Below are 21,355 nucleotides of genomic sequence, written 5' to 3' on the forward strand. Positions count from 1 at the left end.
CACCACATTGCTAAGCGATCATTAAGAGTCGTATGCAAATCCATGGTGGTCCCTACAACGTGGGTATCTATTAAAGCTAGTCAGCTTTCTTCTAAAGTGATATCTGGATTTTCCTATCAGGGTCATAGCCTTTACCTATACTGCGGGTTAATTCTCAAGTACGGTTATTGGTAAAAAGCCTCTAATTCGCTGCGCCAGCCACTATTTTTTATTCAGGATAATGCACTAAGCTGCTGAAAAAACATTAGTTTAATAATTGAATGCTAAAAACCTGTTTTAGAGCCATGCAAAAGATGACAATTTCGAGTAAGATTGCCCGCATTTTTTCGTGGCTAAAAATACTAGGGCACAACTGAGGGCCGTGGTATTTAGCAACCTTTTTCATATATGAACCTAAGCGACTCTTCAGGAGCCTGATTCAGCGATGAGCAAGCAAAACGCATTTTATGCCCAATCCGGTGGTGTAACGTCCGTCATTAACGCCAGTGCCTGTGGTGTGATCGAAACTGCACGCAAACACAGCGACAAAATTGGCACAGTCTACGCGGGACGTAACGGTATTATCGGTGCTCTGGTAGAAGAGCTGATTGATACCAATGCCATCTCTGATGACGATGTTGCTGCACTGCGCCACACTCCTGGCGGTGCTTTTGGTTCCTGTCGCTACAAGCTGAAAGATATCGATACGCATCGTGAGCAGTACGAGCGTCTGATCGAAGTGTTTAAAGCCCATGATATCGGCTACTTCTTCTACAATGGCGGTAACGACTCCGCCGATACCTGTCTGAAGGTTTCTCAGATCTCTGAAAAGCTGGGTTACCCAATCAAGGCGATCCATGTACCTAAGACGGTGGATAACGATCTGCCAATCACCGACACCTGTCCAGGTTTTGGTTCTGTTGCTAAATATATCGCGCTGTCTACTATGGAAGCGGGTCTGGATATCAAGTCCATGTGTGAGACCTCTACCAAGGTCTTTATCCTGGAAGTGATGGGTCGTCACGCGGGCTGGATCGCTGCTGCCGGTGGTTTGGCTCAACAGGCTGAAGATCAGCCACCACACATCATCATCTTCCCTGAGATCGCATTTGATCGTGCAGCCTTCATGAAGAAGGTTGATCAGAGTGTTAAAGATCACGGCTACTGCGTCATCGTCGTTTCTGAAGGTGCGCACTACGAAGACGGCACCTTCCTGGCCGATGCGGGCACTAAAGATGCGTTTGGTCACACCCAGCTGGGTGGTGTAGCACCGACGCTGGCGAATATGGTACGTGAAGAGCTGGGTTACAAATACCACTGGGCCGTTGCGGACTATCTGCAGCGTGCTGCGCGTCACATCTCTTCCAAAACCGATCTGGACCAGGCTTACGCTGTAGGCCAGGCGGCTGTAGAGATGGCTGTAGCGGGTAAAAACGCGGTTATGCCTGCGATTATCCGTACCAGCAATGCGCCTTTCGCCTGGACAATCGAAGAAGCGCCTCTGGATCAAGTGGCTAACGTTGAGAAGTTTATGCCACGTGACTTTATTACTGAAGATGGCTTTGGCATCACTGAAGCGTGTCGTGAGTACCTGGAACCATTAATTCGTGGTCAGGCTGAACTGCCGTACGATGAAAAGACTGGTCTGCCTAAATACGTGCGTCTGGAGCATGTACTGGCTGAGCAAAAGCTGGAAAAATTTGAAGCTTAAAACTTGTTCTTAAGAGCACTCTTAAAAGCGCTCTGAGTAACAATAAAAGCCCGAAAAACCCTATCACAAGATAGGGTTTTTTTATGCCTGAGGATTGGTTATAACAGCAGGCGTCGGTAAAATCAGATCCGGTAGGTCTATACTGCAAACAGTTGCCCAGAAAGGAACGTGCAATGAAAAAGTTTCTCGCCAGTCTGTTTCTGCTGTTTTTCTCCCTTAGTGCCCACAGCCAGATGATTCGTATTGCCACCGGTGAGTACGCCCCTCTTTGTTCCAGCTCTGCCAAGCATTATGGTTTTGTCAGTCATGTGATCGCTGAAGCCTTTGCCCGAGAGGGGCACTCGGTAGAGTTTGATTTTCTGCCTTGGAAGCGTGCTTTACATCAAACGGCTAACGGTGAATACGATGCCACCAGTTGGTGGGTGTATAGCGAAGAGCGCGCCGTTAACTTCCTGTTTAGTGATACTGTGGTAACCAATAGCGTGCACTTTTTCTATGTAAAGGCGCATAACTATGACTTTGATTGGGAGCAGGTATCTGATCTCGATACTTACCGAATCGGTTTTACCCGGGGGTATTTTTATACGCAGGCATTTACCGACTATAAAGAGAAGAACCCTGATCGCTTTGATGTTGTTAATACCGACGAACAGAGCTTTAAACGCCTGATGTTAAAACGTATCGATCTTTTCCCTGTCAACGTAGTGGTTGGCCTGGAACTGCTACGCACCAAGTTTGGTCCTAATGTGATTCATCAGGTGGCCTATCACCCTCGCCCCTTAAGCTCTAAGGATGGCTTTATTCTGTTTCCGAAAAATAAAGCCGGGACAGAGCAGATTCAGAAAGCTTTTAATAACGGTCTTGCCAAGTTAAAAGCTGACGGTACCTATGATCAGATGTTGGAGAATCTGCTCTCTGGCTACTATTCAAAATGAGTGGGTCTATCTAAAAGATCAGCCGCATTGGGAGTCTTGAGCACTGATATATTTAAGACTCCTAATGTCAGGAAGCAATAAGAGCACCATAATTTTAAAGCCTTTTGGGCATTAAAATGGATCAGACCTTAAACTTGCTCAGTTCCTGGTCTTGTTGAGCCGCTAAATTAGCCATCGCCTGGCATTGCTTCTCCTGCTCCTGAGCCTGATCCGACACCTGTTCACTCAATGCTTTGATGCGTTGAGTATTGGCATTGATGTCATGGGTTGCTGCACTTTGCTGCTCTGCTACTGTCGCAATCTGTACCGTTACCTGATTGATCTCACTGATATGCCTCCTTACTACAGATAATACATCACAGGCCTCTACTGCAACAGACTGGGCTTCAGATGCTTTATCCCGGCTGGTTAAGATGATCTTCTCGGCTCGCTGTACGCTACTTTGCAGATGCACAATCATATCGTGGATCTCTTCGGTGGATTGCTGAGTTCTGGCCGCTAAGGCTCTGACTTCATCTGCTACCACTGCGAAACCACGACCACTTTCTCCGGCTCGTGCAGCTTCAATCGCGGCATTCAGTGCCAATAAGTTGGTTTGTTCAGCAATGCCTGTAATTACTGTCAGAATGGATTCAATGTTATTGCTGTACTCCGATAATTCCTGGATGGTTGTTACCACCTGTTCCATATCATTAAACAGATCTGCCACGGTTTGTCGGGTATTTAGCATCACATTTGTCCCTTTATCCGCTAACTGGTCGGCGGCATGCACAGAGTTACTGGCTTGTTCAGCATGTTGTGCGACGGACTGTGAGGTTTGATGCATCTCGTGAGTGGCCAGGGCCAGTTTATCCAGTTCCTGCAACTGTGCGGCAATGCTGTCAGCAGCCGTAGAAGCTGATTGTGATGTGGATTGGCTGTTATGATGTACATCTTTAGTGATCTGTTTAATGCGGCTAATCAAGCCCTGCAGGTGGTCAATAAAGTGATTAAAATCCTGGGATACCAAGCCAAACTCATCATTGGACTTGACGGACAAACGTTGAGTCAGATCACCTTCACCGCGGTTAATCTCCAGCAGCGAAGCATGTAAACCATGCAGTGGTTTGAGCAGAGCGATTACTGCGTAGTACAGCAGCACACAGCAGATCAGAGCGCTGATCACGGTGGCAATCATGGCATTGATACCCAGTTGCTGAGCATCGGCCATTACCTTATCCTGCTCCAGCACAACGCCGATATACCAGTGTTTGCCGTACAGCTGCTCCAAAGGATGGAACGCGGTATAAACCGCTTGCCCCTGAGCCGAAGCTTCAATCAGATTATGATTCAGTTGTGGTTGATTACCGGCAAACTGATCACCTAATAGTTCAGATATCGATTTACCATAGAGGGTATTATCTGGGTGACTGATAATGCGGCCATCCTGATTCAGCAGGAAAGCGTAGCCTGTACCGTTAAAGCTTAGGGTGTTCAGAGCTTCGGACACGGCTTTCAGACTCAGATCGCCACCAAAAGCACCTTTAAATTCACCCTTGTCGTAGAAGTTTGCCACCGCTGAAATCAGTAGCTCACCGGATGTCGCGCCAATGTAGGGATTGGTTAGCACTGCCTGACGATGCTGCTTGGCTAACGGATACCAGGGGCGTTTGCGGGCATCGTAGCCTTCACTTTTGGAGTTGGGGTTATTGGAGATCTTTTTACCGTCTGTCTCCAGGCCGCCAAAAATTAATAGAAACTCTTTTTTCAACAGCGGGTTATCAAAGGTCTGCTGAATTCTGTCACGACTGAAATCCTGATTAATACTCTCTGCCATCATATCGATCAGACGTAGCTTGCCGTTTAACCAATGGGTAATCTGATGGCCTAAGATGCCCATCTCTTCCTGGGTGCTTTGTTCTGCTTTATCAAACAGTGTCTGTCGGGCGCTTTGGTACTGTACCCAGGAGAAAATGGATAAAGTTGTGACCACAATCACGGAGGCCAGTAAGGCGATTTTATGGGATGTTTTCATCGCTTTCTGACCCCTATACTTCAATGATTGTTATCAGATTGAGTTTCACTAAAGAGACAATCCTCCATCGCTCCTGATGCTCAAAAGCTTGTCCACTCACTTGATCCCCTATCGTCACTGCTGCAGTCCACATAGACACCCACCTGATTTGATTTTTAGTTATGGTTTTTTGCTGGCTAATTAGCTCAAGCAAGGACTAGAGCAAGTCAGGTGCCAAGGATAGAGTGTTTCTAATCAATTGATTTAAAAGGGTAAATATATAAGAGGTTAAAGCACTGATAATGGAAGGGGTTATAACCTGAGTTATCGTTTAAACAAGCAGAAAGCTAATTTGATAATCTAACCTGTTGAAATAAAAGGATTTAATCAGTGTCTCAGCTGGGTATAACCTGGGTTATTGCCATAACTTTGGTTATACCCTTTTTATCCGGTGCAACGTTTTAAATTACTCCTGACACTCCCTGTCAGTAGGTTCCTCTTAGACTCTATTTATCGCCTGTCACGGGGCATCTCGACCTCAGATATGCAGAGACTCTGCTACAGGCCATAACCTCTTTTGTACAGTCAAACGACGAAAGAGATATTTAAATACCGCACAATTAAGAGAATAAAGTCATGGAAAACAATGTTGTAGAAATCGTAAGTTTTAAACTGAATCCAGGCGTAGAAAAAAATGCTTTCCTTGAAAGCAATATTGCTGTGGAAGAGTTTGTTAAGACCTTGCCTGGTATCCTGTATCGCTCTCTGTGCTGTAATGAAGAAACAGGCGAGTGGAGTGATATTGTTTACTGGCAGACTATGGCTGATGCTAAGCATGCTCAACAGGCCTTTATGCAATCTGAATGTTGCGGCAAACTGATGCAGCTGATTGATCCCGAAAGTGTTTCTATGCAGCATACTGAGGTTCTGGCTGCACTGGAATGCTGTGTACAAGCAGAAAGCGCTTGATAGATCCTGGCAGAGCTTTAGTTGATCGCTTTCAGCCGGTAGAGTCGCGCTAAAATATCTGATGCTGCATTCACGGATTGATCACCTTGGGTATCAATCCGTGCTGTAAAACCTTAAATAAATGCAGTCGTAAGAGGCTTCGATGAATAAGAAGGATCTCCAATGAATAAGGCTGAGCGCCTGTTCCAACTGACTAACCTGTTAAGGGGACGTCGGATGGCAATTACTGCCAAAACATTGGCAGAAAAGCTGGAGGTCAGTGAGCGCACCATCTATCGGGATATCCAGGCGCTGGAGCTTTCAGGTATTCCTGTTGAGGGAGAGGCAGGGATTGGTTATCGCATCCGGCATAACTTTGAGTTACCGCCACTGATGTTTGACCGTACCGAAATTATCGCTCTATTACTGGGGAGTCGTATGGTTCAAGCCTGGTCCGATAAGGAGCTGGCTGGGGCGGCTGGTCGTGCCATTGACAAAATCAACGCGATTCTGCCTGATGATCTGAAAGCCCTGGCTGAGCAGCAAACTCTACTGGTCCCAGACTATTTTGTGCAAAGCAATGATGCTGACCTCAGTCAACAGGTGCGTCAGGCCATTGAAGAGAAGCGTCAGATCCAACTGAGTTATAACCGTGCAGACGGCCAATACTCAGAACGTGTTCTCGACCCGTTAGGTATGGTCTATTGGGGTGGTAAATGGACTTTGATCGCCTGGTGTCATTTGAGGGGTGACTATCGGGAATTTCGTATTGATCGTATGCAGCAGATTACCCTATTAGAGCAATATTTTGACACGGGTCCTGAGCGTAACTTACAGCACTATATTGCGCTGATGACGGCCCAGAGTTATTAATTTAGGCAATTTTCGTTAATAACTGAGTGACAGAGGAAAGAAAAAGTAGCAGAAGGAGCAAGCTGTCAGCCCATTCTTTGGCATATCTCTTTCTTTTATATCGCCAGCTGTTATATATCATTTACTCTTCATATCGATAGCACCATCCCAATTACGCTCAACCTTATTCTTGAGTAGCTGAGCGCAGGTCTTACAATGAAACTTCAGAGCTTCATCTTTTGGGAACAACTTGAGACCTTTGTTAAAGTACTTTAACGCACGATCAAACTCTTTTTTATGGCGATGCTGTAAACCCATAGCGATATATTTTTCGGCCTTGATCTTTGCTTCCTGCATCTGCCCTGAATCGGTCTCCAGAATCTCATAGATCTCAATAGGTTGTGTTTTGCCCTTCACCCGCAACCAATCCAGAATTCTGTGTTTAAACATATCCCGGTCTGGTAATAAGTCCATGGTCTCACGGCTGGCAATAATCTTAGCACCGTAGAATTTGGTTAAGCCTTCAAGGCGGGAGGAAACATTCACTGCATTACCAATCGCAGTAAACTCCATGCGCTCATTACTGCCGACCGTGCCGATCATGACGTCACCGCTGTGGATGCCAATACCGGTCTCGATAGGTGGATAAGAGACACTACGACGGTGCTTGTTGTAGATCACCAGGGCATTCTGCATACCAATAGCAGCTTGAATTGCAGAGTAGGCACTGTCTTGTTTCGACTCCAGTTCAAACAGCGCCATGATGGCATCGCCAATAAACTTATCAACAAAGCCACCATTCTTCTGAATGGAGGGCTGCATCCGTGCCAGGTAAGAATTCAGAAATTTAAAGACTTCCTGAGGTGTCATAGGCTCTGATATTTCTGTAAAGGAGCGTACATCGCTAAATAAAATGGTGATATAGCCGTCTTCGACATTACCAGGGGTGATAAACTCCAGCCCTTTTCTGTCTTTGCCTGCACGTAGAACAAATTGCTTAGGCACAAATTTTTCAAAGGCTAAGGCAATTTTTTGCTCTAATTGAAGTGCCCGATGAGCAATGATTTTCTCGCGTTCCAGTGTGGAAATACGATTCGTAATGCCCAGCGACAGCAGCACTACTTCAAACACAGAGCCGATATGAATTGCATATTCGGTATAGAAAATACTGGGCAGAATGCCTAGCCCTTTTAGGGCATAGACGACGGCACCCATGATCAATAATGACCAGGCGGTAAGATAGTATCCGGTGGATAAACCTCCTTTGGCCAAACAGATAAAGCCCGCTAATAGGAGAATGACCGGACTGATAATTGCCAGTGCTGCACTCATCATTATCATCAATGAGTAAGGCAGGACGATAGATACCACGGCACCGAGTAATGCCAGCCAGAGCAGTGCCGATAGGAGAATGTCCATCATCGGAATCGTATTACGTGTATCCAGGAAGCGGCGGCTAAAGAGGTAGCCCGCAAAAACTGTCAAAAAGACAAACACAGGTAAGCTTTTGTTCGCCCAGAGAGGATAGTTTGACCAGAAATACTCAAAGGCGAAGCCATTTAATGACATCTGCATCACAGTCAAACAGGCGATATAGGCGACATAATACAGATAAGCACGGTCTCTGATACTAAAAAAGATAAACAGGTTATAGAGTACCATCACCAGCATAACGCCGTAATAAAGGCCAAAAACGTATTGCTCAATATTAACCTTCTCGATATAAGCCTCCGGTTTCCATAGCGTCATGGGCAGTTGCATTGAGCCCTGAGTCTGAAAACGCATATACACGGTGCGGTTGGCCAGTGCTGGCAGTTCGAGATCAAACAGGAAGTAACGGTGCAGAATATCCCGCTGGGAGAAGGGGTAGATATCACCGGTTCCCTTCTGCTCATAATTACCGTAAGCATCGAACAGGTAGAGATCGATCTTGTCATGCAGAGGGTAGGCAATTTCTAATAAATAGGATTGCGCTTTGGCCGATTCGTTGGCTAGATCAAATCGGACCCAATAGCTGGAGTCCGTTATGCCCAGATTAGGAATCTTAATCCGGCTAGGCCTGAACTTACCCTGATATTCAGCGGAGATAACGTCACCGATCTGCAGTTGGCCAGTGACATCTTCCAATAGCTGAATATAGCGGCCGAGAGGGTATTCCTCTCTGTTATCGTTCAAAAGTACAGGAGTACTGGCAAATAGACTGATAGGGTACAAGCTTAAAAATAAAACGACCCATTTGATATTCAGGCACTTCATCTGAGCTATAATCTTTGCCAACTGTAAAGGTATCCACTGTTTCTGAAGTCGATTTCTGCTGTGATCATCAGAGTCTTTCCTGCGCACTTAGAAATAAAGCTGCAAAAAAAAGCATCTTACTGTTAAAGCTTATAGCAGATTCTGGTTAAACCTCCTCCATGAAATTTCAATCACTATTAATCTGATGATTGAACGTTTTCCCCAGGTGGTAGCACGATAACTTTCAAGGCAATGATCTTGACTTGAAAGCAATGGTTGACTCTTTCAGTCTGATAACTGCTCTATCTGCAAGGCAGCGCTATCATAATTAGAATCATAGAAGTATCAAGCATCTTTAGATGTTGGGGAAGATTTTCCATATAAATGGTATGGTTATGGCTCAAAAGCTGCTCTGATCATCACTGTTATTTGCGAAAAGTCAGGTTACACCTGTTTGTCTTCAGTTAAGCTATTTTATCTCACATAGTGGTTTAGTTTTGTTCCCTATTCCTGGTTTCTGCTATACAGGAGTAATTGCAGCTCTGCCCCACCAAGGATTGACTAAGCTAATTAATAAGTGCTGTTTTGGTTAAGGAGACCTCCATATGAATACCTATTCCAAGCTGAGCCTGCGTTGGCAGATCGCTCTTCCTATTGTCATGCTCAGTCTGTTGATATTGCTGTTGGGTTATACTGGTTATTCTGGTATCCGAATAATGAGTGAGCACTCTGCAGTGGTAGCCGGTAAGTTAAATCCTGCTACCAGTGCCATTTTGAATGCAGATCGGGATCTGTATCAGGCGGCAGCGGCGATGCGTGATTACGTCACTATTGAGCAAAGTGGTGGTGATAAGCAAGCTGCAAAACAGGATTTTAATGATAATGTAGAACAGGCAACCAAGCGTATGATGACCGCGCGCCAGTTGGCTGGAGAAGCAGGTATGACACTGGCTTCTGAGCAGGCGTTTAAGCAATCTCTGTCTCAATGGCAAAGTCAGGCGCAGCAGGTCTTTTCTCTGGCGGATCAAGGCCAAATACCGCAGGCGTTAGCTTTAATTCAGGGGGGTGAAGGCAAAGCCTTTGGCTTACTTAGGGATCAGTATGATCTTTTAGGTGAGCAGATCGATCAATATGGGGGCGCTTTGGCTGAAAAGATTGCTCAATCCTCTAATACGGAGGAAAAGACAATGCTTCTTGTATTAGTGGTCTCGTTGTTTATTTCCCTTATCGCAGCCACTTATATTAGCGGCCTTATCGTCAAGCCTTTATTACAGCAGGAACGCTTGCTCTCATCTCTTGCCGATGGTGGCGGTGATCTCACTCGCCGTATTCCTGCAGAGGGTAAAAATGAAGTGGCAGCGGTTGCCCACCAGGTCAATCGCTTTGTGGACTTCCTGCAAGGGATGATCTCGGAAGCACAAACTCACACTAATAATATGAATCAGGTGATTGATCGTCTGACAGAAAATGCAAGCCAAACAAAAAGCAGTGCTCAGCACCAACAGCAAGCCGTCCAACAAGTCCATACTGCTGTGAGTGAGCTGCAAAATGCGATTCACGAGATCGCAAATAATGCCCAGCACACTTCAGGTGAGTCAAATCAGGCCAGTAAGGATATTGCGGTATCAGGTCAAGCCATTGATCAATCTTCCAGTCAGATCAATACATTATCTTCTGATATGCAGAATGTGGTACAGCAGATCAGCGAGCTGGAGCAGGAGAGCAACAACATCGCTTCAGTATTGGATGTGATTGGCGGTATTGCGGAACAAACCAACTTATTGGCCTTGAATGCTGCAATTGAAGCGGCGCGGGCTGGTGAAGCGGGTCGGGGGTTCGCAGTAGTGGCCGATGAAGTTCGCACTTTGGCCTCTAAAACCCAACAGTCGACCCAGGATATCCAGGAGATGATTGATCGCTTACAAAATGGTGTAGCCAATGCAGTACAAGCGATGCAGCAGGCTAATGGCCAGGTTTCCAGTACGGTAGAAAGTGCCGGTCAGGCTTCGGAAGCGCTGAATAAAATTGTTGGGGCGATCAATAATATTAACGATATGTCCGCCAGTATTGCTGCTTCTACCGAAGAACAATCCTCAGTGATTCAGGGCATGACGACGACCATTGATGATGTCAGTATGCATTCGACTGAATTGAGTCAGCTTGCAGATCAAACACATAGTGAAGGGGATCAGTTGTACCAATCTATTACCGTGCTGGCGGGTCACTTGAATAAGTTTAAGGTTTAGCTTGATAGTGTCTGCATTAACCAGCGCTTAATCCGTTCTGCCGGTTCAGATAAGGGTACCCGATTGCTATGCACCAGATAGAGGTGTCGGTGAGCGGGTATCATAAAGCGGCTAAAACTGATCAAGTGGCCGGAATCCAAACTTTGCTCCGCCAGTAACTGGTCTGCCAGTGCGATCCCCAGAGAGCGCTCTGCCGCATCCAGCGCTAACTGAGCATGATCGAAGTGGAGGGCAGATAAGAGACGATGGTCCATCTTAAACAGTGGATAAAATCGGTGCCAGTCCGGGTGTAGAATATCGTGCACGAGAGTGCAGCCGGTCAGATCGCCATGGAGCACGCCCGGGAAACGCTCCAGATATTCAGGGGAGCATACGGGTCTTAGTTCCAGCTCTTTTAACCGATGACAGCTTAGAGTGGGATCTGGTTGGGGGAGATAACGAATCGCTAACTCAGAACCATCATCGGCCAGATCTTCAATATGGCTGGAAGAGACAATGCGCAGATCCATCTTACGCTGATTTTGAGTGCTCGGTTGTTGGCTTGGACTGGCTACTTTTTTCTCGGCGTCTATTCCATCAAGGTCTTTTTTGCCTACGGCCTGTTTTCCAAAGTCACCGGCCCCTATCTGATCACTATCTTGCTGTAAAAACTCCTTCAGATGAGCTCCTAACCAACGGGCTGCAAAGGATTGTGTCGTTGCTAATTTGAGCGTACGGCTATAGGTCAGCTGTTGCACTGAGTGAGTAACACCGATCGTCTCCTGCATCAGAGGGTTGACCCGATTGAAATAGGTTTGTCCTAACGTGGTTAAGGTGATGCTACGGGTAGCCCGTTCAAATAAGCGTCCGCCTAACCAGGCTTCTAAAACCCGTACCTGCTGACTAACGGCACCAGGTGTCACCGACAATTGATTGGCTGCTTCCTTAAAACTCAAATGCTGTGCTGCAACGCAGAAATATTGTATCGCTTTTAGCGGCGGCGCCTTGATCATGGTAGAGCCTCTTATAAGTTGTCTCGGCTATTGAGCAAGTTGAGCAATATAGATGAGAAAATCTATTCCATAAAGAGGAAATAAATCGTTTGTTTCCGTTCTTTTGATTCATGAAGATACCCCCCTGTAAAAGCATATAGACTTAGGCAAACATTATGAGCACTCTACGTATCAATCCTTGGTGGGTTGTCGCTGCAGCAGCAGTTATTCTGGCTTATAACATGGGGATTCGCTTATCAACCAGCTTGTTAATCCCGACGATTAATCAGGATATCGGTATTCCTCAATCGGAGCTGGCCTTTGGCTTTGCGGTACAAAACCTGATGTGGGGTGCGGTTGCTCCCGTTGCAGGTTTGATGGCAGAGCGCTACGGCACAGTGAAAGTATTGTTGGCTGGTGCCGTGTTATACGGGCTGGGTCTGGTGATATCTGCTCTGGCAGAAAGCGGCGGTTTGTTCTTTATGGGTAACGCTATATTTATCGGGGTTGGCGTTGGTGCCAGTACCTTTCCGATTGTGCTCGCGGCAGTTGGTAAACGCTTTCCTGTTCAGAAGCGCACCCTGGCGTTAGGTGTCGCCAGTGCTGGAGGTTCTCTGGGACAGTTTGGTTATGCTTTTGCGCTGGGGCAGTTAAACCCTATGGTCGGTTGGTCTGATACCTTGTTGATCTTTTCGGGTACTACCTTGGTCGTATTTGCCCTGGCGGGCCTGCTGAAAGATGAGCCTAAAGGTGAGGGGGGTAAAGATGACCAAAGTGAAGGCTCGGCAGGCAATAACCCACCCAGCACAGTGATGGCTGGCAAGCAAAAGCAACCTCTGTTTAATTGGCAGGCCATTGGCGATGCCTTTAAGGTACGTGACTATCAACTGCTGAATATTGGCTTTTTTGTCTGTGGTTTTCACGTTGCCTTTATCACCGTACATATGGCGGGATTTGTTAACCTGTGTGGTTTACCGGCCAGTGTGGCGACTAACTCGATTGCTTTGATTGGCCTGGTGAATGTTGTTGGTAGTATTGCAGCGGGCTGGGCGGGGGATCGTTGGCATCAACCCTATTTATTGGCGTTGATTTATGGCACCCGAACGCTATTGATTATTCTGTTGATGGTACTGCCCAAGACCTATGAAACCTTTTATATGTTCTCGATAGTAATGGGGATGTTATGGCTATCCACCGTGCCACTAACCAGCGGTTGTGTTGCGCATCTGTTTGGCACTAAAAACCTGGCGTCTCTGTTTGGTATTGTAATGTTTAGCCATCAGATTGGCGCTTTCTTCGGTAGCTGGTGGGGTGGACTCTTGTTTGATTGGTATGGCGATTACAGTTTGGCATTGAGTATGAGTGCAGGCTTAGGCCTGCTGGCTGCGCTGGTGCACTTGCCGATGACGCCAAAACGTTTCGCTGCAGTAGAAGCCCGCGTTTAAGTCATGACAGAAAGTTGAGTTTGTGCGATTAGCTGGAAATGTCACAAAATCACAATATTGACTCTATAGTCATGCAATGTGACTACCTTAAGGTAGTGAGCAAGTTAAGAGCTGCGATTATCACGCAATCGCCTTGACGTTACCCTGACTGTGCGCGTTGCAAGGATGATGGATAGGATCTGTTATGGATGACAGATGGGGGAAGGAATCCTAAAAAGGACATGTAGATAGGAATCGATAGGGATATTCAGGAACATAGGGAAGAGCTGACAGGACGTCGGGTGGAATGGATGATCTGAAGGATGGGCACAAGCCCCAGGATACTGCTTGAGGCCAAAGGAGTTGGCCTAACTACTGGTTCAACTGTTAAATCCAGAGTCATAAGATAAAACCGTGTAACAGGCTATCACTGAGTCCGCAATGGCCAAGGATAGGCTGATATGAATAAGCAACAACTTGAAGCACTCGCACGCGAAGCTGCTAAATCGACCGAAACGACTTTCGGCAAATGCTCAAAAAGTCACTGTTGAAACGGCTCTCAATGCTTAACTGGGTGATCGCCTGGGATACGAGAGGCATAGCAGAAACACTTCATCTAACTCCCGCACTGATTAATCCAGCAAGACTATCTGTACTGAGAATGGACAGATAGAGATCAATACTCCTCGGGATCGTAAAGAGGGTTTTGAGCTTCAACTGGTCAAGAAGAGACTATCCTTAATAGAGGCCGGTGATTACCGAAAGGATCTCCCTAAGGTAGATTGGTTTGAGTTATATGGTGTTAATCCAATTACTATCCTGCTGATTTCACTTTTGTTCAAGGGATTTTGCGATAGTTTTTTACCCCGTGATCTAAGCTTTGATCCAGCGCTGGTTTTATTGTGCTTTAAATGGTCATATCACTGACACCCTGATATAACATGAGTATGAGCATTAATCTGAAAGTGAGACTTTTCTATGCTTGAGCACCTCTTGGAAAGTATTGATCAGCAGGACTTTGAAACCCTGTCTGAGGATATTAAGCGGTCATTGGGGGAGCACAGGAAGTGGATGAACAAGATCACGACGGCATTGGTATTACGCCAACCTTTAACTAAGCTGGATTTTGTCGCAGAGGATGCGCATAAACATTGCCAGTTCGGTCGTTGGATGCAGAAACTGCTAGCTGATCCTATCTTCCAAAAAGGCTCCTTTCTAAAGCTGGAGCAGTACCACGAAGAGCTGCACGATAGAGCCAGGGTGCTGATCGAGCAGTTGAATCGTGGTGAGAATGTCAGTGAAGATCTGTTCATATCCTTTCTTGAAAGCCGGGATCAGTTTTTCTATATGGTATTGGAAATTCTGGAGTTCTCGGTAATTAACAAACATCAGTTTGATCCAACCACTAAACTGATGAATCGTCGCAGTGTCGATGCTTTGTTGGCACACGAAGTGCACCGCATGCAGCGGGATGAAGGCGCAAATACCTGTATTGTCCTAGGGGATATTGATCACTTTAAACGGGTAAATGATACCTATGGTCATGATGCAGGGGATCGCATGCTGGAAATGGTGGCCGATGTCTTTCATCAGGCTATCCGGCGCCACGATACTGTATCTCGTTTTGGTGGTGAGGAGTTTCTGTTTATTTTTCCTGATATGAATCTGGCTGAAACCTGTGAGGTGGTGGAGCGGGTACGTAAAAAGCTGGCCGAAGCGGCGCTGGATTATCAGGGGCAGCAGATCAGCGTAACGTCTTCCTTTGGTGTCACTCAGCTATGCCCTCATTGTGAAATTAAAGATTCCATTAAACGGGCAGATATTGCTCTGTATCAGGCTAAAAGTTCCGGTCGAAACTGCACTGTTTCTATTGATGTTGCGCGTATGATCGCACAAAAAGAGATGAATTTTTCTGAAGAGCAATTAGTTGGTCTCACTGAGCGTGTATGTAGAAAAATAGGGTGAAAGTCAATTTCTTCTGGTTGATATACCTATTTTTTCTGGTGTTCTTAGAATTTTTTTAAATTTCTTTGTAGCGTATCTATCTAAAAAAAATGCGAAGCAGCATAAATCGGTATAAGGGCTGTGGTTCTGTGACCTATGGGTCATGTTCTGTCGGATCACTATTTATCGGCCTTTAGTCGAATTAAGAAATAAAAACTAAAGCATTACAGCAGGTTAAATGTAAGACTTTAGATGCAATATTCGCCAAATTGATAACCTGTTAACCGGTTTTAGACCAAGACATTTGAAACAGAATCCGTATAATTCTGCGCCATCTAGCCGGAAATAAGGACAAAATGTCTCATCTAATTGCCTGGTATCGGGCAGGATGTTAATCCGGTCACTATAACTAAAACAGGGATATCCAGAGACGTCGTTTGCCTGTTGGGAATGACGAGGCCAAAAGCCCACTTCTGGTGTCGGCTCAATCCCAATAATTGACAAATGGCGAAGCTCGTATGACCGCAAAATCTGCAGATGTGTTACTAGTAGGGGCGGGTGCGATGAGCACTACCCTGGGTATGCTGCTGAAGCAGCTGGATCCTACCACTAACATCATCATGGTTGAACGTTTAGACCATGTTGCCCACGAAAGTACAGATGGCTGGAATAATGCCGGTACAGGGCATGCCGCATACTGTGAGTTGAATTATACACCTGAGCAGGCAGACGGTAGCGTCAACACTGCCAAGGCTTTTACCATCAACTCCGCTTTTGAAGTTAGCTTGCAGTTCTGGTCCTATCTGGTTGAACAGAATGCGATGCCTTCCCCTGAGCAGTTTATTAATCCAACCCCGCACTGTAGTTTTGTCTGGGGTGAGAAGAACGTTAACTTCCTGCGTACCCGCTATGAATCCCTGAGTAAAACCGAGTGCTTCAAAGACATGGAGTACAGCGAAGATCATGAAGTGATTCGCCAGTGGATGCCTCTGGTGATGCAAAACCGTGACCCGAATCAGCCGGTAGCGGCGACGCGTGTGCGTTATGGCTCGGATGTCGACTTCGGTTCTGTAGCACGCAACATGGTAAAACACCTGGAGCAGCAAGACGGTTACGAGCTTCTGCTGGAACACAATGTTCAGGATCTGAAAAAAGATCGTGATGGCCGCTGGAACGTTACTCTAAAAGATAAAAATGGCAGCAATGTGACAATCAATGCGGGCTTTGTCTTCCTGGGTGCTGGTGGTGGTGCTTTGCCTTTGCTGCAGAAAGCCGATGTGCCTGAAGGTAAAGGTTACGGCGGTTTCCCTGTGAGTGGTATGTGGCTGGTATGTAAAGACTCTGAAATTGCAGAGCAGCACATGGCTAAGGTTTATGGTACTGCGCCAATTGGTGCGCCACCGATGTCCGTACCTCACTTGGATACCCGTGTGATTAATGGTAAAAAAGCCCTGCTGTTTGGTCCTTTTGCCGGTTTCACTACTAAGTTCCTGAAAAAAGGGTCTATGTTCGATCTGCCGTCCAGTATTAAAACGGACAACCTGAAGTCCATGTTGTCGGTAGGTATGAGCAATATGGATCTGACCCGTTACCTGATCAGCGAAGTGCGTCAGTCCCACAGTGCCCGTTGTGATGCGCTCCGTAACTTCTTCCCTGATGCAAAAGATGATGATTGGGAACTGGCGATGGCCGGTCAGCGTGTGCAAATCATCAAGAAAGACCCAAAAACAGGTTCTGGTAAACTTGAGTTTGGCACTGAAGCGATTACTACAGCAGATGGTTCTCTGGCTGCACTGTTAGGTGCGTCTCCAGGTGCTTCTACTGCTGTGAACACTATGATCAATATCGTAGAAAAATGTTTTGCTGAGCGTATGGAAACCCCTGAGTGGCAGGCGAAGATGAAAGAGATGGTGCCTTCTTATGGCGAGTCTCTAACCGATAATGATGAACTGCTATCTACGGTTCGTCAGCGCACTCTGCGTGTTTTGAAGTTGGATCGTGAGACTGAAGCCGACGAGGCCTAAAGTCTAACCGCTGAGCTATCCGGTTAGGGTTTAGCAGCGTATAACCGGATTCGATCATAAAAGCCGGGTTTTATCTTTATGGGTAAAATCCGGTTTTGTGTATTAAACCGGAACTTATTTGTTTTCTTACCAAGCCATTTTGCTTTTCCCTTGAGGTTTTGGCGACAGGCTGTTACCTGTCATTTGTTAATCTATACTTTCCATTCTTCCATTCTTCCATTCTTCCATTCTTCCATTCTTCCATTCTTCCATTCTTCCATTCTTCCATTCTTCCATCCTCAGACCATTGGCTGCTTTTTATCGCCGAGCGCCTAGTGGATAGCATATTCGATGCGGCTAAATGTTACATTGTGTCTTTATATGTTATATTGCTAAAATTTGAATTAGAAGATATTGAATTTTGCTGCAGATTTTTGACGGTATTAAGGCTTTTATCGCCTTGGTCTGAAGCGCATTTCTAATGCGCTTTCATTAACCCTCATGTGCTGCAGCCCCCACCCTTAGAGGCCTCTATGTTCAGCCGATTCCGTATCCGTACCCGTCTGGTGTTGGGTTTTTCCCTGTTGATGTTGTTGGTCTGTGCTGTTGTCATTCCTTTCCTGTTATCGGATATGAAGCAGTTGATTGAAGAAGCAGAGCACAGAGAGCTGAAAAGTTTGTTTAATCAAGTGCAGGCCAAAATTGAATCTGAAGAGCGATTGGCAACGGCCATGGCCAGTTATGTTGCTCAGGAGCCACAAATTCAGTCAGCACTGGTCAGAGATGATCGTGACAGTTTGAAAGTGAGTACCGAAGCGGGCTTTAAAATCCTGAAATCCGAATTTGGTTTAAGGCAGTTTCAGTTTCATCAGCCTCCTGCGACCTCTTATCTGAGGGTGCATAAAACCGAGAAGTTTGGTGATGATCTATCAAGCTTCCGTGAAACCGTTGTTGTGACTAATCGTGAGCGCCGTGCGGTCAGTGGTATCGAGAAAGGTGTCGCAGGCCTGGGGATTCGTGGTGTCGTACCGATACATGTGCAGGGACAGCATTGGGGGTCGGTGGAGTTCGGCTTTTCCCTGGGGCAGTCTTTCTTTGATCTGGTGAAAGAAGAGATTGGTGCTGACCTGGTGGTGCATCAAAAAGCCAGTCAGGGTCTTCAATCTTATGCTTCAACGCTACAGGGGCAGGAGCTATTGGGTCTTTCTGAGTTAAATGCCGTGTTGCGCGGTGATGATCTGATGGCTCAACTGGATCAGAATGGCCGTCATTATGCGGTATATGCCAATGTGCTGAAAGATTTCTCCGGTCAGCCTGTGGCGGTACTTCAGGTGGCGATGGAGCGTGATGATTATCTGGCGATGTTTAATACCTCTGTTCAACATTCGGTGATGATTGCTGTACTGTTCCTGATCGCGGGTTTGATTGTTGCGGTAGCGATTACCCGCAGCATTGTTAAGCCGCTCGATAAGATGCGTATAGCAGTGGATAATATCTCAATGGGTGATGGTGATCTGAGTCGTCAGCTGGATACCGACGGTAATAATGAACTCAGTGAGATTGCAGGCTCTATTAACCGCTTTATCAATAATATTGAGGATGTGGTGAAAACGTTGATGAAATCGATTGCTACGGTTTCCAGTTCCGGCTCTGAACTGTTTGATATCACAGAGAACACCATTACTCAGGCACGCAATCAGCAGCAAAGTACTACGGAAGTGGCGACTGCGATCAATGAGATGACAGCGACGGCTCAAGAGGTTGCCAATCACACGAACAGCACTTCAGAGGTCACTGATCAGGCGAGTCAACAAGCAAAAGAAAGCTACGAGATTGTGCAGGAGAGTATTCGTACCATCCATGAAATGGCAGATAACGTGAACTCGACTGTTGAGATGATTAATCGGGTGAATCAGCAATCTCAGGAGATTCACACCATTCTGGACGTGATTCACGGTATCGCCGAACAGACAAATCTGCTGGCACTGAACGCTGCGATTGAAGCGGCCCGTGCCGGTGAACAGGGCCGAGGTTTTGCGGTGGTCGCAGATGAAGTACGCTCTCTGGCCAGCCGCACCCAGGATGCCACGGCACAGATCAATCAGATGATCACTGAACTACAACAAGTAACGGGGGAAACCACCGATGTCATTACCGAGAGTCAGCAGCATGTCGGGGCGTTAGTTGAAGTGGCTAATGAATCCGGTAAGGCATTGAAGGCGATCTCAGACGGCATGCAGCAAATCAATGATACCGTGTATCAGATCGCCAGTGCAGCCGAGGAGCAAAGCCAGGTTTCCGATACCATCAACGAGAGTGTCAGTACGATTGCCGTAGGTGCAGAAGAGACCTATGCCGGAGCCGGTCAGATTATGCAGAAGTCCTCATTGATGGGCGGAGAGATGACGGCACTGATGGCCATTGTGCGTCGCTTTAAGGTGCGTAAAGACCCGGCCACAGAATTGGCGGTGGCCCGTAGTGCACACCAGGCGTGGAAAATGCGTTTACGCACCTTCCTGGATACAGGGAAAGGGATCTCCATGAATCAAGCAGTATCCGCCCATGAGTGTGATTTTGGTCGTTGGTATTACGGTGATGGTCATGAGGTTTGTCGCCATAATGCAGACCTGAAGTCGATAGAAAGCCCTCATGAGCAGTTGCACCAGCTGATTAAGCAGATTATCCAGCACAAAGAGCAAGGCGATATGCCGCAAGCAGAACGGCTTTATCATCAGGTTTGTAAGCTGTCTGATGAAATCGTGGCAGGCATGGATAGCGCTATTGAGCATTATAAACATCATGGCTAAGCCCGGCCTGACTATGATTATCCGTTAAAGTCGCTAACACAGAGCAGTCGTATTTTGCGGCTGCTCTGTATGCTAAATGCTGACTTGCCCCTTATGACAAACTTGCCCTCTGTTGCAAGTGAAGCACTGCTTCAGCCCCCCCGCTTTGCACACCGAACCAGTCCCGGCTTTTTGACGTATCGAATTTATTCATTCCTGAACGTAGAGCCATCGATGAAATACCATAGCTTACTGCCGCTCTCTGCTCTGGCAGCCTTATCTGTGTTGACTCTATTGATCCATATGGACGTCATTCCCAGTGGTGAGATTCTATTATCACAATTACAGGGCATGTTATTAGGCCAGGAAAGTCTGGCTAATGATTTATCAGAAACTTCCTCTGCAGGCCGCAGCCTTAGCGATATCAGCGTGTCGTCTGCGCTTTTGCTATTGTTGATTATTCTGTTGGAGTCGATTGTCTATCTGGGGTTTTATTTTCCCGGTCAGTTCTTTGCGGTCGTGTTGGTGGTGTTAGCGGACCCTTCCTGGCTGGATATGTTAGTGTTGACTGTGGTGATGGTGGCTGCCGCAACTCTGGGCTCTTTGATCAACTACGGTTTGGGTTATTATTGTGTTGGTGGAAAGCCCGTTGGAAGAGAGCCTGAAACCGGGATGAAAGATGATTTTTCTCTTAGAAATCTGCTCCTGGCGATGTTGCACACCAATGCTCTGGCCTTTTATATGTTCAATCAGGGCGCTGAACGGCACCCTGTGCGTGTGGTCTTTCTTGCGGGATTAATCAATCTTCCCTATTACCTGCTTCTGATAGCCGGGACCACTCTCCTAAGTCGTCAGGTGATGTATGTAGCTGAAACACCACAGGTTTTGTTGATGTTTCTGTTGCTTTGGCTGGTAGTTGCGCTTTGGCTGGATAAACGTAAGATAAGTCATCATGGCTCTGTATAAACAGTGCAAGTCCGCTTCAGAGGTAATTCCTGAATATCTCAAGTACTGTCTTGCCGCACTCTATTGCCGCATTCTACAGGCAGTCTGATTATCTCTTTTATTATATAAACTGACAGGATATCGCGTGCTAGATACCATTAACCCAGAATCTTTGCTGAAACTGACCACTATGAAAATGCCGTTTGGCAAATACCAGGGTCGTGTATTGATGGATTTGCCAGAACCTTATCTGTTGTGGTTTGGCAAAAAAGGGTTCCCTTCTGGTGAGCTGGGTATGTTGATGGCTCTGATGCTTGAGTTGCAGATTAACGGTCTTGAGAGCCTGTTAACCCCACTTAGACGATCCTAAGGCTTGGGTTGTG

At 46.5% G+C, this 21,355-nt stretch carries 14 protein-coding genes; 11 read left to right on the top strand and 3 right to left on the bottom strand.

Features of this window, described 5'->3' with window-relative positions:
- The first annotated feature begins 424 nt into the window (after positions 1-424).
- The gene (locus H579_RS0105210) at positions 425-1,690 is read left to right on the top strand and encodes a 6-phosphofructokinase (RefSeq protein ID WP_028299809.1); all 1,266 of its coding nucleotides are present in this window, start codon (positions 425-427) and stop codon (positions 1,688-1,690) included.
- 173 nt (positions 1,691-1,863) lie between these two features.
- Positions 1,864-2,625 carry a substrate-binding periplasmic protein gene (locus H579_RS0105215; protein ID WP_028299810.1) on the top strand — a complete coding sequence of 254 codons (762 nt, stop codon included), beginning with the start codon at positions 1,864-1,866 and terminating at the stop codon, positions 2,623-2,625.
- Positions 2,626-2,746: 121 nt separating this feature from the next.
- Here the strand turns inward: H579_RS0105215 and H579_RS0105220 are convergent, their stop codons facing one another.
- Complete coding sequence (locus H579_RS0105220; protein WP_028299811.1) at positions 2,747-4,639, bottom strand: methyl-accepting chemotaxis protein; 1,893 nt, start codon at positions 4,637-4,639, stop codon at positions 2,747-2,749.
- A gap of 615 nt (positions 4,640-5,254) precedes the next feature.
- Here H579_RS0105220 and H579_RS24295 point away from each other — a divergent pair.
- Both H579_RS24295 and H579_RS0105235 read left to right on the top strand, forming a co-directional pair.
- Positions 5,255-5,587, top strand: coding sequence for a hypothetical protein (locus H579_RS24295; protein WP_036565407.1), 333 nt, complete (start codon positions 5,255-5,257; stop codon positions 5,585-5,587).
- A gap of 162 nt (positions 5,588-5,749) precedes the next feature.
- Positions 5,750-6,439 carry a helix-turn-helix transcriptional regulator gene (locus tag H579_RS0105235; RefSeq protein WP_028299812.1) on the top strand — a complete coding sequence of 230 codons (690 nt, stop codon included), beginning with the start codon at positions 5,750-5,752 and terminating at the stop codon, positions 6,437-6,439.
- Between the two features lie 117 nt (positions 6,440-6,556).
- Here the strand turns inward: H579_RS0105235 and H579_RS0105240 are convergent, their stop codons facing one another.
- Entirely contained in the window at positions 6,557-8,695 is a 2,139-nt protein-coding gene (locus tag H579_RS0105240) for a 7TM diverse intracellular signaling domain-containing protein (RefSeq protein WP_157834556.1), read from the bottom strand.
- 563 nt (positions 8,696-9,258) lie between these two features.
- On the opposite strand from H579_RS0105240, the gene H579_RS0105245 reads away from it, so the two are divergent.
- On the top strand, positions 9,259-10,899 hold the full coding sequence (locus H579_RS0105245) for a methyl-accepting chemotaxis protein (protein ID WP_028299814.1): 1,641 nt from the start codon (positions 9,259-9,261) through the stop codon (positions 10,897-10,899).
- Here the strand turns inward: H579_RS0105245 and H579_RS27610 are convergent.
- A complete protein-coding gene (locus H579_RS27610) occupies positions 10,896-11,891 on the bottom strand; it encodes a LysR substrate-binding domain-containing protein (RefSeq protein ID WP_051227320.1) in 996 nt (331 codons plus the stop codon). The genes H579_RS0105245 and H579_RS27610 overlap by 4 nt on opposite strands.
- Positions 11,892-12,046: 155 nt before the next feature.
- Between H579_RS27610 and H579_RS0105255 the strand changes: the two genes are divergently transcribed.
- From H579_RS0105255 to H579_RS0105285, 6 genes are all read left to right on the top strand, one after another.
- Positions 12,047-13,315: an MFS transporter gene (locus H579_RS0105255; protein WP_051227321.1), complete on the top strand. Its 1,269-nt coding sequence runs from the start codon at positions 12,047-12,049 to the stop codon at positions 13,313-13,315.
- Positions 13,316-14,272: 957 nt separating this feature from the next.
- Positions 14,273-15,259: a diguanylate cyclase gene (locus H579_RS27615; RefSeq protein WP_051227322.1), complete on the top strand. Its 987-nt coding sequence runs from the start codon at positions 14,273-14,275 to the stop codon at positions 15,257-15,259.
- 497 nt (positions 15,260-15,756) lie between these two features.
- On the top strand, positions 15,757-17,262 hold the full coding sequence (gene mqo, locus H579_RS0105265; RefSeq protein ID WP_028299817.1) for a malate dehydrogenase (quinone): 1,506 nt from the start codon (positions 15,757-15,759) through the stop codon (positions 17,260-17,262).
- A gap of 512 nt (positions 17,263-17,774) precedes the next feature.
- The gene (locus H579_RS24310) at positions 17,775-20,048 is read left to right on the top strand and encodes a methyl-accepting chemotaxis protein (RefSeq protein WP_051227323.1); all 2,274 of its coding nucleotides are present in this window, start codon (positions 17,775-17,777) and stop codon (positions 20,046-20,048) included.
- Positions 20,049-20,261: 213 nt separating this feature from the next.
- Positions 20,262-20,993 carry a hypothetical protein gene (locus H579_RS0105280; RefSeq protein ID WP_028299818.1) on the top strand — a complete coding sequence of 244 codons (732 nt, stop codon included), beginning with the start codon at positions 20,262-20,264 and terminating at the stop codon, positions 20,991-20,993.
- A 124-nt stretch (positions 20,994-21,117) separates the two neighbouring features.
- The gene (locus H579_RS0105285) at positions 21,118-21,342 is read left to right on the top strand and encodes a DUF3820 family protein (RefSeq protein WP_281167010.1); all 225 of its coding nucleotides are present in this window, start codon (positions 21,118-21,120) and stop codon (positions 21,340-21,342) included.
- Positions 21,343-21,355: the final 13 nt, after the last annotated feature.

This window comes from Oceanospirillum beijerinckii DSM 7166 (assembly GCF_000422425.1).
Classification (GTDB): Bacteria; Pseudomonadota; Gammaproteobacteria; order Pseudomonadales; family Halomonadaceae; genus Oceanospirillum; species Oceanospirillum beijerinckii.